The organism is Salipaludibacillus sp. CUR1, from assembly GCF_021028955.1.
In the GTDB taxonomy this organism is placed as follows: Bacteria; Bacillota; Bacilli; order Bacillales; family Salisediminibacteriaceae; genus Salipaludibacillus.
The window spans coordinates 21,286-36,110 of the sequence record NZ_JAIWPE010000094.1 but is presented as its reverse complement, the minus strand read 5'-3'; the positions used below and the strand labels follow the sequence as shown (position 1 = coordinate 36,110).

Below are 14,825 nucleotides of genomic sequence, written 5' to 3'. Positions count from 1 at the left end.
TTACAAAATTACTCAGCAGCTTTAATTGCTGATGTGACAGTCACGTAGCTTTTCTTCGCTCCAGGAACATTCCCTTTAACAAGAAGAATATTACGTTCTGTATCTACTTTTACGATCTCAAGATTCTGGATAGTGACTTGCTCTCCACCCATACGTCCAGGAAGCAACTTACCTGGTCTTACGTGGTTTGGATCCACAGGACCCATTGAACCAGGGCGGCGGTGATAACGGGAACCGTGGGACATCGGTCCGCGGGACTGGTTATGACGCTTAATTGCACCAGCAAACCCTTTACCTTTTGATGTTCCGGTTACGTCTACCGTATCTCCTTCAGCAAATGTATCAACTTTGACTTCCTGACCAACCTCGTAATCCGCTGCACTTACATTGCGGAATTCTTTAATGAAGCGCTTAGGGGCAGTATTTGCTTTTGTAGCATGACCCTTTGCAGGCTTGTTTTGACGATTTTCCTTTTCGTCTGCAAAACCTAGCTGGATCGCTTCGTATCCTTCGCCTTCTGCAGTTTTTCTTTGAAGAACTACGTTAGGTTCAGCTTGAATAACAGTTACAGGAACTGCTTCTCCAGTTTCAGAGAAAATTTGGGTCATACCTAATTTTCTACCTAAGATTCCTTTGGCCATTCGTCACACCTCCTATTATTTCTTTTCATATTTTAAAATTACAATTTGATTTCAATGTCAACGCCTGACGGCAGGTCCAATCTCATTAACGCATCAACAGTTTGCGGTGTTGGGTCAATGATATCGATTAGACGTTTATGTGTACGCATCTCGAATTGCTCACGAGAATCTTTGTACTTGTGTACGGCTCTAAGAATTGTATAAACAGATTTTTCTGTTGGAAGCGGGATAGGACCAGATACACCGGCACCTGAACGCTTAGCTGTTTCTACAATTTTCACCGCAGATTGATCTAGAATTCTGTGATCATACGCCTTTAATCGAATACGAATCTTCTGTTTTGCCATTAGATTACCTCCTTTTTCGCCCATTTTTGGAAATAGACTTGCTCCCCGAAAATTTCCTAGCACCCTCCCATGGCAAAGGGGCCGGGTGTGTCAGCAACCTTCCGGATCTGTGCCTGTCAGTGACCAACATTAAACATTATACAAGAATGAAAATGCGTATGCAAGGATTTTTTTAAAAAATCTCTTCCGGCCACACTTTGAATATTATACTAGGTTGATTAATGAATTTCAAGGAGTGACAGAAAGTGATTTTTTACCAGCCTTTCTGTAAAGTCAAAAGTCTATACTTAATGAATGAAATTGATTTGGTTTTGGACCCACTCTCTGGCTTCGTCTATTATGCAGAGCTCTTCCTTTGAGTGTGAATGTTTAAGTTATTTTCTGTGGACCTTTACTGCCCGGGGTCTTTCCGTGATCATTAAATAGACAGCTTTATTTGTTCTATAATCTCCAGCTGGTTTCTTCTATTATATACGCCGCCCTTTTTCAACCTGTAAATTTGGCATTAAATGATCTGCAATGAACGCAAAAAAACCGGCAGGCAGACTTACGTCCACCTTGCCGGTTTATTAGAGTTAACTATAACTCGTATTACTTAGTGATTGTTGCTACAACACCAGCGCCTACAGTACGTCCACCCTCACGGATAGAGAATTTAGTACCTTCTTCGATAGCGATTGGTGAAATTAGCTCAACGTCCATTTCAACGTTGTCCCCAGGCATAACCATTTCTACACCTTCAGGAAGTTGAACAACACCAGTTACGTCCGTAGTACGGAAGTAGAACTGTGGACGGTAGTTAGTGAAGAATGGAGTGTGACGTCCACCCTCTTCTTTTGATAGAACGTATACTTCAGCTTTGAACCTAGTGTGTGGAGTGATTGAACCTGGCTTCGCAAGAACTTGGCCACGGTTGATGTCTTCACGGGATACACCACGTAGAAGGGCACCAATGTTGTCACCAGCTTCTGCATAGTCAAGAAGCTTACGGAACATCTCAACACCAGTTACTGTAGTCTTTTTAGACTCTTCTTCAAGACCGATGATTTCTACTTCATCACCAACGTTAAGCTGTCCACGCTCAACACGTCCTGTAGCAACAGTACCACGGCCAGTGATTGAGAATACGTCCTCAACTGGCATCATGAATGGCTTGTCTTTGTCACGGTCAGGAGTTGGGATATAGTCGTCCACTTGCTGCATTAGATCAAGGATCGCTTGCTCGTGGTCTGCATCTCCTTCAAGAGCTTTAAGAGCTGAACCTTTAACAACTGGAATGTCGTCGCCAGGGAAGTCGTACTCAGAAAGAAGGTCACGCACTTCCATTTCTACTAATTCAAGAAGCTCTTCGTCGTCTACCTGGTCAGTTTTGTTAAGGAATACAACGATTGAAGGTACACCAACCTGACGGGAAAGTAGAATGTGCTCACGAGTTTGCGGCATTGGGCCGTCAGCAGCAGATACTACAAGGATAGCTCCGTCCATTTGCGCAGCACCAGTGATCATGTTTTTAACATAGTCAGCGTGTCCTGGGCAGTCAACGTGTGCATAGTGACGAGAATCAGTTTCGTACTCAACGTGTGCAGTTGAGATAGTAATTCCACGCTCACGCTCTTCAGGCGCTCCGTCGATTTGGTCATACGCCATCGCAGAACCTTTACCTGATTTTTTGTGAAGCACGTGAGTGATAGCTGCAGTTAATGTAGTTTTACCGTGGTCAACGTGTCCAATTGTACCAATATTGGCATGCGTTTTGGAACGATCAAATTTTTCTTTTGCCATGATCGAAATCCTCCTTAATGTTTATAAAAGTTTTTATTTTTAGGAGAAAGATGAAAGATTAAACTCTGTCACCTTTCTAAGCTTACAACAAAATTTTTACCGGCACAATCTTTCTTCTTACTGTCCGGAAGTTTTTTTAATAATCTCTTCAGAAATACTCTTTGGTACTTCTTCATAGTGATCAAAGTGCATGGAATACTGTCCACGACCTTGAGTATTTGAACGCAGTGAAGTGGCATAGCCGAACATTTCAGCAAGTGGCACCATTGCGCGAACAATTTGTGCGTTGCCGCGGGCATCCATACCTTCTACTCGTCCGCGACGGGAAGTTACATCACCCATAATGTCTCCCATATATTCTTCCGGAATAACGACTTCAACTTTCATAATCGGCTCAAGAAGAACTGGGTTACATTTGTTCTTAGCTTCTTTAAGTGCCATAGATGCGGCTACTTTAAAGGCCATTTCGTTAGAGTCGACATCGTGGTAAGATCCGTCGAAAAGACGTGCCTTAACATCAACTAACGGGAAGCCTGCAAGAAGACCGTTATCCAGGGAATCTTTAACACCGGATTCAACAGAACCAATGTATTCACGAGGTACTACCCCGCCGACGATGTTATCTTCAAATTCAAACCCGGCGCCTTCTTCGTTTGGAGAGAATTCGATCCATACGTGACCGTACTGACCGCGTCCACCTGACTGACGGACAAATTTCCCTTCACACTTGGCTGCCTGGCGAATTGTTTCACGATAAGAAACCTGTGGGGCGCCAACATTAGCTTCCACTTTGAATTCACGTTTCATACGATCAACGATAATATCAAGGTGAAGTTCACCCATACCTGCAATGATCGTCTGGCCAGTTTCTTCATCAGTGTGAGTCTTAAATGTTGGATCCTCTTCTGCCAGCTTGGCTAACGCCATACCCATTTTGTCCTGGTCAGCCTTTGACTTAGGCTCCACAGACAATGAAATAACAGGGTCAGGGAATTCCATTGATTCAAGGATAACAAGATTTTTCTCGTCACATAGCGTGTCACCGGTAGAAGTATCTTTCAGCCCAACACCCGCGGCAATATCGCCGGAGTAACAAGTCGGAATTTCTTCACGGTGGTTCGCATGCATCTGCAGAATACGTCCCATACGCTCACGCTTCCCTTTAGAAGAGTTACGAACGTAAGAACCTGCATTTACAGTTCCGGAATAAACCCGGAAGAAAGTCAGCTTACCAACATAAGGGTCAGTGGCAACTTTAAATGCCAATGCCGCAAACGGCTGATCGTCACCTGATTTACGGACGACTTTTTCGTCTGTTTCAGGAACGTGGCCCTCGATGTCTGCAACATCTGTAGGAGCTGGAAGATAATCCACAACCGCGTCCATCAGCAGCTGAACACCTTTGTTTTTGAAGGCAGAACCACAAAGAACAGGATAGAACTCAACGTCACACGTTCCTTTACGAATCGCAGCTTTAAGTTCAGCCTCTGTGACTTCTTCACCTTCTAAGTATTTCATCATTAAATCTTCATCCAACTCAGAAACAGCTTCAACGAGCTTTTCCCGGTATTCATCCGCTTGAGCTTTATACTCTTCCGGAATCTCACGGGCTTCACTTCGTGTCCCTAAATCATCAAGATAGAAGAACGCCTGCATTGTTACGAGATCAATAATCCCCTCAAAGTCATCTTCTGCACCGATCGGCAGCTGAATCGCAGCAGCGTTAGCCCCTAAACGGTCAGAAAGTGTACCAAGGGAATAAATGAAGTCCGCACCAAGTTTGTCCATCTTATTAACAAAGACGATACGCGGTACGCCGTATGTTGTCGCTTGACGCCATACAGTTTCTGTTTGCGGTTCAACTCCGGATTGAGCATCCAGAACCGCTACAGCACCGTCGAGTACACGCAGTGAACGCTCAACTTCAACTGTGAAGTCTACGTGTCCTGGTGTATCGATAATGTTAATACGGTGGTTTTTCCATTGAGCAGTTGTAGCCGCAGACGTAATGGTGATCCCACGCTCTTGCTCCTGGTCCATCCAGTCCATCTGGGAACCGCCTTCGTGAGTTTCGCCAATTTTATGAATACGGCCTGTATAGAAAAGAATACGCTCTGTCGCAGTTGTTTTACCGGCGTCAATATGAGCCATAATCCCGATATTACGGGTCTTTTCTAAGGAGAACTCTCTTGCCATAGGTCAATTTCTCCTTCCTTTTACTTAAAGATGTTTAGTTGTAATTAAGCATGGTCAATTCAGAGAGGAGTTATGCCTCCCCTGTGAATTGAGACCGGATAATTGATTAGTTTAAAGGTCACTTCATTTAGAAGTTTACCAGCGGTAGTGAGCGAATGCTTTGTTCGCTTCAGCCATTTTGTGAGTGTCCTCACGCTTCTTAACAGCTGAACCAGTATTATTCGCTGCATCTAAAATCTCATTAGCCAGACGCTCTTCCATCGTCTTTTCACCACGAAGGCGAGCATAGCTTACCAACCAGCGAAGCCCTAGAGTCGTTCGACGGTCAGGCTTAACTTCGATCGGCACCTGATAGTTAGCACCTCCGACACGGCGTGCTTTAACTTCAAGTACTGGCATGATATTTTTTAATGCTTGTTCAAAAACTTCCTGTGGCTCGTTGCCACTTCGTTCGCGAACAAGGTCGAATGATTTATAAAGAATAGTTTGCGCTTTACCTCTCTTGCCATCAACCATGATGCGGTTGATCAGACGAGTAACCAGCTTGGAATTATAAATCGGGTCAGCCAGCACGTCTCTTCGAGGTACAGGTCCTTTACGAGGCATTGAAGTCCCTCCTTTCAATCTTGGTTAAGGATTTATCATCCTTGAATTTCATTATTTCTTAGCTTTAGGTCGCTTAGTTCCATATTTGGAACGGCCTTGCATACGGTTCTCAACACCGGCAGTATCAAGAGCTCCACGTACGATATGGTAACGTACCCCTGGTAAGTCTTTTACACGTCCGCCGCGGATTAATACAACACTGTGTTCCTGAAGGTTGTGTCCGATTCCAGGGATGTAAGCAGTAACCTCAATTTGGTTCGTTAAACGAACACGGGCATACTTACGAAGGGCTGAGTTCGGCTTCTTCGGCGTCATTGTACCTACACGAGTACATACACCACGCTTTTGCGGTGAATCTTCATCAGTCTGTACTTTTTTGAAGCTGTTATAACCTTTATTTAAAGCTGGAGAGTCGGATTTTTGACCTTTTGATCGGCGACCCTTTCGCACTAATTGGTTAATTGTAGGCATGTTTGTTCCTCCTTTCTTTTTTAAAATATGCAAGCCCACTGGTCCAGGTGGTTCACAAATGGGTAAAAGGAAAGTTTTTACCAGCGGGCGCTGCCGCCGGCAAAAACTTTTTTCACTTTTTAATTGCTACAATTGCTGCATTCACATCAATTCCGCACGCTTTTCCAAGCTGCTTCATCGAATCGACAGTGTGAATGACAACACCTTTATCTTCAGCAAGAACTATCGCCTTTTCCAAGACTTGCCGATCAGCGTCATCTGCAACAATCAGCTCTTTAACCTGCTCGTTTTCCAGTGCCTTTAACGTCTGCTTAGTGCCTACGACTTTATTTGCTGCCTGGACTACTTTTTCATAAGACATGACTTATCCTCCAAAGCATCAGGTATTTGGCACACTTAGATATAGTACCACCATGGTTTTTGCATGTCAACACTTTATTTATTAATTATCAGATGCTGTCGCTTCTTCTACAAGTTCCTCTGTTTCAGAGGCTTCCGTATCAGAAGCTGCCATTTGCCGGTAACGCTGCATACCGGTACCTGCAGGTACGAGTTTACCGATGATAACATTCTCTTTCAAACCTACCAGTTCATCCCGTTTTCCTTTGATCGCTGCATCTGTAAGGACACGCGTTGTCTCCTGGAAGGATGCGGCTGATAAGAAGGAATCTGTTTCTAACGATGCTTTGGTAATTCCAAGGAGTACCGGGCGGCCTGAAGCAGGTCGGCCGTTTCTCAGCAGGATATCACGGTTTGCGTCGTTAAACTGGTGGATTTCTACGAGAGATCCAGGCAAGACATCTGTATCCCCAGCGTCTATAACGCGGATTTTTCTCATCATCTGGCGAACCATCACTTCAACGTGCTTGTCACCAATTTCCACCCCTTGCATACGGTAAACTTTCTGGACTTCTCTTAACAGGTATTCCTGTACGCCCTGAACACCGGATACGATAAGGAGTTCTTTCGGATCAATCGAACCTTCTGTCAGTTCCTGACCAGGCTTCACTTCATCCCCAACATTTACTTTCAGTCTTGCGCCGAATAATGTTGGATAGCTTCGTGTTTCAATTGACCCTTGAACCACTATTTCTTTCTTATCATTAACTTCTTTAATGTCGATTACTTTACCTTCGATTTCAGAAATAACAGCCTGCCCTTTAGGGTTTCTGGCCTCAAAAACTTCCTGGATTCTCGGAAGACCCTGAGTAATGTCGTCTCCGGCTACACCGCCTGTGTGGAAAGTACGCATAGTTAACTGGGTACCCGGTTCACCGATCGACTGTGCTGCGATAATTCCTACCGCTTCTCCTACTTCTACTTCTGAACCTGTAGCAAGGTTTCGTCCATAACACTTTTTACACACACCATGCTTCGTATCACATGTGAAGGCAGAACGGATTAAAACTTCCTCTACCCCTGAATCCTCAATGGTTTTCGCCATATCTTCAGTGATATTCTGGTTTCTTTCTGCAAGTACTTCCTTCGTTTCCGGATGGTAAATCCGCTGGAATGACACTCGGCCTACAAGACGGTCATATAGACTTTCGATTACTTCATTTCCTTCTTTAATCGCTTTAACAAGAAGGCCGCGGTCAGTTCCACAGTCATCAGACCTTACAATAACGTCCTGAGCCACGTCTACGAGACGACGGGTAAGGTAACCTGAGTCAGCCGTTTTAAGTGCTGTATCCGCAAGACCTTTACGCGCCCCGTGAGTTGAAATAAAGTACTCAAGTACCGTCAGACCTTCACGGAAACTTGATTTGATCGGAAGCTCGATAATACGTCCGGACGGGTTGGCCATGAGACCACGCATCCCGGCAAGCTGGGTGAAGTTAGAGGCGTTACCACGCGCACCTGAATCACTCATCATGAAGATAGGGTTAGTAATATCAAGTGTGCCGAGGAGTTTTTCCTGAATAACGTCCTTAGCTGCACTCCAGATTTCGATAACTTTGTCATACCGCTCGTCTTCTGTAATCAGACCGCGGCGGAACTGTTTCATAACCCGCTGTACTTTAGTTTCAGCTTCATCGAGAATTTCCTGCTTGTCTTTAAGAACGACGATATCAGAAACACCGATTGTAATACCCGCTTTTGTGGAGTAATAGAAACCTAAGTCCTTCATTTTATCAAGCATAACGGAAGTTTCCGAAATCTTAAACTTCTTAAATACTTCCGCGATGATATCTCCTAAGAAACCTTTCTTAAACGGAAGAACAAGCTCTCTGCTTTTAAGTTCTTTTTTAATATCCGTTCCTTTTGGAACAAAATACTTTTCCGGAGTCTCAATTTCAAGGTTAAAAGCAGTCGGCTCATTAACAAACGGGAATGAGTCTGGAAGAATTTCATTAAAGATAATTTTCCCTACTGATGTCAGAATTAAGTGATCTTCAAATTCCGGCTTGAAGTTGGACTTGCCGAGTGATGAAACAGGAACAGCAATCCGGGTGTGAAGATGGACATAACCATTTTGGTATGCGGTCAATACTTCATTAGGATCTTTATAAATATTCCCTTCTCCCACTGCACCTTTTCTCTCAAGTGTTAAATAGTAGTTCCCTAAAACCATGTCCTGTGACGGCGTAACAACTGGTTTTCCGTCTTTCGGATTAAGGATGTTTTGAGCAGCAAGCATGAGTAGACGGGATTCAGCCTGTGCTTCAGCCGAAAGCGGCACGTGAACAGCCATCTGGTCACCATCAAAGTCTGCGTTATAGGCAGTACATACGAGCGGGTGCAGCTTAATGGCACGGCCTTCAACTAATGTTGGTTCGAAAGCCTGGATTCCCAGTCTGTGAAGTGTCGGCGCACGGTTTAACAGAACAGGGTGCTCTCTTATTACCTCTTCAAGAACGTCCCAAACTTCCGGATGTACGCGTTCTACCTTACGCTTGGCGCTTTTAATATTATGGGCTAACCCCTTGCTTACAAGTTCTTTCATAACAAAAGGCTTAAACAGCTCAAGGGCCATTTCTTTCGGCAGTCCGCACTGGTACATTTTCAGGTGAGGACCTACCACGATTACGGAACGGCCGGAATAGTCAACACGTTTACCAAGAAGGTTTTGCCGGAAACGCCCCTGCTTCCCTTTAAGCATGTGGGAAAGGGATTTTAACGGCCGGTTTCCTGGCCCTGTAACCGGACGTCCGCGGCGGCCGTTATCTATAAGCGCGTCTACGGCTTCCTGAAGCATCCGTTTTTCGTTCTGCACGATAATATTAGGAGCTCCTAAATCCAACAAACGTTTTAAACGATTATTACGGTTAATTACACGACGATAAAGGTCGTTAAGATCGGACGTGGCAAAGCGTCCGCCATCCAATTGCACCATCGGGCGCAGTTCCGGCGGAATAACCGGCAGCACATCAAGCACCATCCACGATGGATAGTTGCCGGAGTGACGGAAAGCTTCGAGGACTTCGAGCCGTTTAATTGCTCTTGTACGGCGTTGTCCCTGAGCTGTTTCCAGTTCTTCTTTAAGAAGGTTCGCTTCTTTATCGAGGTCGATATCCTCAAGTAATTTCCGGATAGCTTCAGCACCCATTTGGGCAGAAAAAGATCTGCCGTATTTGTCAATATAGTTGCGGTACTCTTTTTCTGAAAGAAGCTGTTTCAGTTCAAGCGGTGTATCCCCGGGATCTGTGACTACGTAAGAAGCGAAGTAAATAACTTCTTCCAGTGACCGTGGAGACATATCGAGTACGAGTCCCATACGGCTTGGAATTCCTTTAAAGTACCAGATGTGAGACACAGGGGCAGCAAGTTCAATATGCCCCATACGCTCACGGCGGACTTTGGCGCGTGTGACTTCTACACCGCACCTGTCACAGACGACCCCTTTGTATCTTACACGCTTATATTTTCCGCAATGGCATTCCCAGTCCTTTGTAGGACCAAAAATGCGCTCGCAGAATAAACCGTCTTTCTCCGGTTTTAACGTCCGGTAGTTGATTGTTTCCGGTTTTTTAACTTCTCCTCTGGACCAAGATCTGATCTTGTCAGAAGAGGCAAGGCCAATTTTCATATATTCAAAATTATTAACATCTATCAAGGGGCTAACCTCCCTTTCAACATTCAAGTTCTCCCGTTATGCGTTAGATTCTCCGCTGGACTCCAAGTTCAGGTTAAGCTTATCGTTTGACTGGTCTTCTTCCTCGTCAATTTCAAGCATATCAATTTCTTCATCATTGCTTGAGAGCATTTTAACGTCCATACCAAGACTTTGCAGTTCTTTTATAAGGACTTTAAACGACTCAGGAACACCCGGTTCAGGAACATTTTCACCTTTAACAATCGCTTCGTAAGTTTTCACACGACCGATTGTATCGTCAGACTTAACTGTAAGAATCTCCTGAAGCGTATAGGCAGCACCGTATGCTTCCAGAGCCCATACTTCCATTTCCCCGAAACGCTGCCCACCGAACTGGGCTTTACCGCCGAGCGGCTGCTGGGTTACAAGAGAGTACGGTCCAGTAGAACGGGCATGCAGCTTATCGTCAACCATGTGAGCCAGTTTAATCATATACATGACACCTACTGAGACCCGGTTGTCAAATGGTTCACCGGAACGTCCGTCATAAAGGACTGTCTTACCATCCCTGGCCATGCCTGCTTCTTCAATTGTGCTCCAAACATCTTCCTCACGGGCACCATCAAATACCGGAGTGGCGATATGGATACCCAGTTGTCTGGCTGCCATACCCATGTGCAATTCAAGCACCTGTCCGATATTCATACGTGAAGGAACACCTAACGGATTAAGCATAATATCTATTGGTGTACCATCCGGCAAGTAAGGCATATCTTCTTCCGGAAGGATACGGGAAATAACCCCTTTGTTACCGTGTCGGCCGGCCATTTTATCGCCTTCGTGAATCTTACGCTTCTGGACGATATAAACACGGACCAGCTGGTTAACGCCTGGAGGAAGTTCGTCTCCGTCTTCCCGGTTAAATACTTTTACATCAAGAACAATTCCGTCTCCCCCGTGCGGCGCCCGCAGTGAGGTATCCCGGACTTCACGGGCTTTTTCACCGAAAATGGCGTGAAGAAGACGTTCTTCTGCCGTTAACTCAGTAACCCCTTTAGGAGTGACTTTTCCGACGAGAATATCACCGTCTTTTACTTCTGCGCCGACCCGGATAATGCCGCGTTCATCAAGATTTCTCAAAGCATCTTCACCGACGTTAGGAATATCCCGGGTGATCTCTTCAGGTCCAAGCTTTGTATCTCGGGATTCTGATTCATATTCTTCAATATGAATAGAAGTATAGACGTCGTCTTTTACGAGACGTTCACTCAGGATAATAGCATCCTCATAGTTATAGCCGTCCCAAGTCATAAACCCTACAAGAACATTTTGTCCAAGGGCCATTTCACCTTTTTCCATAGACGAACCGTCAGCAAGAATCTCGCCTTTTTCAACGATCAGCCCTTCACTGACAATCGGACGCTGGTTATATGATGTTCCCTGGTTGGAACGTTCAAATTTCATCAGGTTATAACGGGTGACATTTCCTTCAACTTCTTTGCCGTCGACTTCTTCAATCGTTCGTACATCAACGTATTTCGCACTTACCCGTTCAACACGGCCTTTCGTTCTCGCTACTACAGCGGCACCGGAGTCTTTAGCTGATACATACTCCATACCGGTACCTACGAGAGGAGACCTCGGTTCCAGAAGCGGAACTGCCTGCCGCTGCATGTTTGCACCCATAAGCGCACGGTTAGAGTCGTCATTTTCCAGGAATGGAATACACGCTGTCGCCGCAGAAACAACCTGCTTAGGAGATACATCCATGTAATCGACGCGGTCCCGCGGAACGATGATGTTCTCACCACGGAAACGGCAGATGATATTTTCATCTATAAATGACCCATCTTCGTCGAGCTTCGCATTCGCCTGGGCTACTACATAGTTATCCTCTTCATCAGCTGTAAGGTAATCCACCTGGGCAGATACCTTGCCTGAGTCATGGTCAACTTTACGGTACGGAGACTCAATAAAGCCAAACTGGTTAACTTTAGCAAAGCTGGACAAGGAGTTAATTAACCCGATGTTCGGACCCTCAGGTGTCTCAATCGGACACATACGGCCATAGTGGGAATAGTGTACGTCACGTACTTCGAAGCCTGCACGTTCCCTCGTCAAACCACCAGGCCCAAGAGCAGATAAACGGCGTTTATGCGTTAATTCCGCCAGTGGGTTAGTCTGGTCCATAAACTGGGAAAGCTGGGAACTTCCGAAGAACTCTTTAATTGACGCGATCACAGGGCGAATATTAATTAGCGCCTGCGGCGTGATCATGTTAGCGTCCTGAATAGACATTCTTTCACGAACGACTCGTTCCATACGGGAAAGGCCGATTCGGAACTGGTTCTGGAGCAATTCGCCAACCGAACGCAGACGACGGTTTCCTAAGTGGTCGATATCGTCTGTGTTTCCTACCCCATGAAGAAGGTTAAAGAAATAACTGATAGACGAAATGATATCAGCCGGCGTAATATGTTTAATGGACTTATCAATTTCACCATTAGCAATAACTTTAATCGGCTGGTCGTCATCTCCTTGAGAATAAATCATGACTGACTGGAGATCGACATCTTCATCGTCAATTACCCCTCCCTGGAGGTTAAGACGGCGGAAGCCTACGTTATTTTCAAGGTAAGGGATTAATTTGTCAAGGACACGCCGATCAATAAGTGTGCCTTCTTCCGCTAAAATTTCACCCGTTTCAGGGTCTACAAGTGTTTCAGCTAAACGCTGATTAAACAGTCTGTTTTTAATATGAAGCTTCTTATTCATTTTATAACGACCGACGTTAGCCAGGTCGTATCTTTTAGGATCGAAAAAGCGGGATTCCAGTAAGCTTTTCGCACTTTCTACTGTTGGAGGTTCTCCCGGGCGTAAACGCTCATAGATTTCCAGAAGCGCTTTTTCAGAGCTGTCTGTGTTATCCTTTTCAAGCGTATTCCGCAAATATTCATCTTCTCCCAATAAGTCAATGATCTCTTGATCAGTGCCAAATCCAAGCGCACGTAATAGAACCGTTGCGGGAATTTTCCGTGTACGGTCAATTCTTACATACACGACATCTTTTGCATCGGTTTCAAGTTCGAGCCATGCACCACGGTTTGGAATAACTGTTGTGGTGAAGCCGCGCTTTCCGTTTTTGTCCATTTTTTCACTGAAGTACACACTTGGTGAACGAACAAGCTGCGAGACAATAACGCGCTCGGCACCGTTAATAATAAATGTACCTGTGTCTGTCATGAGAGGAAAATCTCCCATAAACACTTCCTGCTCTTTCACTTCACCTGTTTCCTTATTAATAAGGCGGACTTTTACACGAAGTGGCGCAGAATAAGTCACGTCTCGTTCTTTCGACTCGTCTACAGGGTATTTTGGTTCTCCTAAACTGTAATCAATAAACTCGAGAACTAAATTTCCTGTAAAATCTTCAATTGGTGAGATGTCCTGAAACATCTCTCGAATACCCTCATCAAGAAACCATTGATAAGAAGCTGTTTGAATTTCAATTAAGTTTGGAAGATCCAGAACTTCATTGATTCGTGCATAACTTCTTCTCTGGCGGTGGCGTCCATACTGAACTAGTTGACCTGTCAACTCATTCACCCCTCAAACCTAGCGTTTTTATCATCAAAAGGACCGCATGGCGTTTATTGCAAAAATCCTTTGACAGATACGTAATAACATCGTACTATTTTCTAAAGAAAAGAGGATTTCATATAAAAATTGTAGAATAAAGTAAAAGGAAAAGCAGAAAATATAAAATAAAGAAAAAAAGGGTTCTGAGGTCTTTTGTCTGAAAAACATAAAAGACGTTCATAGTTTGTCCAAATCACCCTTTTTTATACATTCCCTTTTTATTTAAATCTACTTTATTTCCAAGAAATCTCCGTCACTCATGCTGAAGATGTTTAACAGAGCATAAGAACCCTATTTTCATCTTCATGTTCATACGCATTAAATAATGCTAACACAACCGGCAAATTCAGTCAATGTTTTTTTGCTTTGAAAATAAAATATCCTTTTGATTTGTTTTCCACTGTTACATCAAAGTTCAACTCTTCAAGCTTCTTCTGTGTTGAAGGCGCTCCCTGCTTCTTCTGAAGCACCACCCATAATTCCCCATTTTCTTTCAACACGTCTCTTGCCTGTTCATAAAGAGCGAAAACTGTCTCTTTTCCTGCTCTGACAGGCGGGTTGGTAATAAGGGCAGCAAAAGTGTCTTTCTCACATCCGTCCAGCAGATTATTTTGATCGATCTTAATATTGCCTGCCTGATTTAACCGGGCATTTTTTTCAGATAACTGAACCGAACGCTCATTAATATCGACCATATGAATCGGGCGTTCAGGGAAGGATTTCGCAATAGAAATACCAATCGGCCCCCAGCCGCACCCTATATCTCCGATAGGCCCGCTGATGTCCGGCTCCCGAAAAGTTTCTAACAGTAAGCGCGTGCCATAATCAAGGCCGCTCTTCGAAAAAACACCTCTGTCGACATAGAAACGAAAGGATTGCCCTCTGATTTCTTCGCGAATTTCCTTCTGATTGCTTTCCACTGCCGGCTTCTTTGAATAATAATGGTCTGCCACAGATTATCCCTGCCTTTCTTATTGGCTCTGTTTAATATTTACTGCAGGCTAAGTTATTAAAATATCACTACTTCTTTTCAAGAGAGCCAAAGTATACAGAAAACCCGCTTTGGCATCCAAAGCGGGTTTTCGTTTAATCTCCGTAAAGAGCGGA

10 protein-coding genes are annotated in these 14,825 nt (G+C 44.5%); all 10 read right to left on the bottom strand.

What is annotated here, in order from left to right; all coding sequences use genetic code 11:
* Window positions 1–8: 8 nt before the first annotated feature.
* The 10 genes from rplC to K8O68_RS15775 all read right to left on the bottom strand — a co-directional run bounded on the left by rplC (window position 9) and on the right by K8O68_RS15775 (window position 14,671).
* On the bottom strand, window positions 9–641 hold the full coding sequence (gene rplC, locus K8O68_RS15820; protein ID WP_230897791.1) for a 50S ribosomal protein L3: 633 nt from the start codon (window positions 639–641) through the stop codon (window positions 9–11).
* Between the two features lie 38 nt (window positions 642–679).
* Window positions 680–988, bottom strand: a complete 309-nt coding sequence (gene rpsJ / locus K8O68_RS15815; RefSeq protein WP_230897790.1) for a 30S ribosomal protein S10 — start codon at window positions 986–988, stop codon at window positions 680–682.
* A 591-nt stretch (window positions 989–1,579) separates the two neighbouring features.
* Complete coding sequence (tuf, locus tag K8O68_RS15810; RefSeq protein ID WP_230897789.1) at window positions 1,580–2,770, bottom strand: elongation factor Tu; 1,191 nt, start codon at window positions 2,768–2,770, stop codon at window positions 1,580–1,582.
* A gap of 117 nt (window positions 2,771–2,887) precedes the next feature.
* Window positions 2,888–4,966: an elongation factor G gene (gene fusA / locus K8O68_RS15805; RefSeq protein ID WP_230897788.1), complete on the bottom strand. Its 2,079-nt coding sequence runs from the start codon at window positions 4,964–4,966 to the stop codon at window positions 2,888–2,890.
* 135 nt (window positions 4,967–5,101) lie between these two features.
* Window positions 5,102–5,572 (bottom strand): 30S ribosomal protein S7, encoded by a 471-nt coding sequence (rpsG, locus tag K8O68_RS15800; RefSeq protein WP_093052675.1) that lies wholly within the window; start codon window positions 5,570–5,572, stop codon window positions 5,102–5,104.
* A 51-nt stretch (window positions 5,573–5,623) separates the two neighbouring features.
* Window positions 5,624–6,043, bottom strand: a complete 420-nt coding sequence (gene rpsL / locus K8O68_RS15795) for a 30S ribosomal protein S12 (RefSeq protein ID WP_093052678.1) — start codon at window positions 6,041–6,043, stop codon at window positions 5,624–5,626.
* Window positions 6,044–6,155: 112 nt separating this feature from the next.
* On the bottom strand, window positions 6,156–6,404 hold the full coding sequence (locus K8O68_RS15790; protein WP_230897787.1) for a 50S ribosomal protein L7ae-like protein: 249 nt from the start codon (window positions 6,402–6,404) through the stop codon (window positions 6,156–6,158).
* A gap of 81 nt (window positions 6,405–6,485) precedes the next feature.
* The gene (gene rpoC / locus K8O68_RS15785; protein ID WP_230897786.1) at window positions 6,486–10,100 is read right to left on the bottom strand and encodes a DNA-directed RNA polymerase subunit beta'; all 3,615 of its coding nucleotides are present in this window, start codon (window positions 10,098–10,100) and stop codon (window positions 6,486–6,488) included.
* Window positions 10,101–10,136: 36 nt separating this feature from the next.
* Window positions 10,137–13,676, bottom strand: a complete 3,540-nt coding sequence (gene rpoB, locus K8O68_RS15780) for a DNA-directed RNA polymerase subunit beta (RefSeq protein WP_230897785.1) — start codon at window positions 13,674–13,676, stop codon at window positions 10,137–10,139.
* A gap of 392 nt (window positions 13,677–14,068) precedes the next feature.
* Window positions 14,069–14,671 (bottom strand): class I SAM-dependent methyltransferase, encoded by a 603-nt coding sequence (locus K8O68_RS15775; protein ID WP_230897784.1) that lies wholly within the window; start codon window positions 14,669–14,671, stop codon window positions 14,069–14,071.
* Between the last annotated feature and the right edge of the window lie 154 nt (window positions 14,672–14,825).

Coding starts and splice junctions, on each gene's coding strand:
- rplC (WP_230897791.1), bottom strand. CDS start 641: ATGGCCAAAGGAATCTTAGGTAGAAAATTAGGTATGACCCAAATTTTC.
- rpsJ (WP_230897790.1), bottom strand. CDS start 988: ATGGCAAAACAGAAGATTCGTATTCGATTAAAGGCGTATGATCACAGA.
- tuf (WP_230897789.1), bottom strand. CDS start 2,770: ATGGCAAAAGAAAAATTTGATCGTTCCAAAACGCATGCCAATATTGGT.
- fusA (WP_230897788.1), bottom strand. CDS start 4,966: ATGGCAAGAGAGTTCTCCTTAGAAAAGACCCGTAATATCGGGATTATG.
- rpsG (WP_093052675.1), bottom strand. CDS start 5,572: ATGCCTCGTAAAGGACCTGTACCTCGAAGAGACGTGCTGGCTGACCCG.
- rpsL (WP_093052678.1), bottom strand. CDS start 6,043: ATGCCTACAATTAACCAATTAGTGCGAAAGGGTCGCCGATCAAAAGGT.
- K8O68_RS15790 (WP_230897787.1), bottom strand. CDS start 6,404: ATGTCTTATGAAAAAGTAGTCCAGGCAGCAAATAAAGTCGTAGGCACT.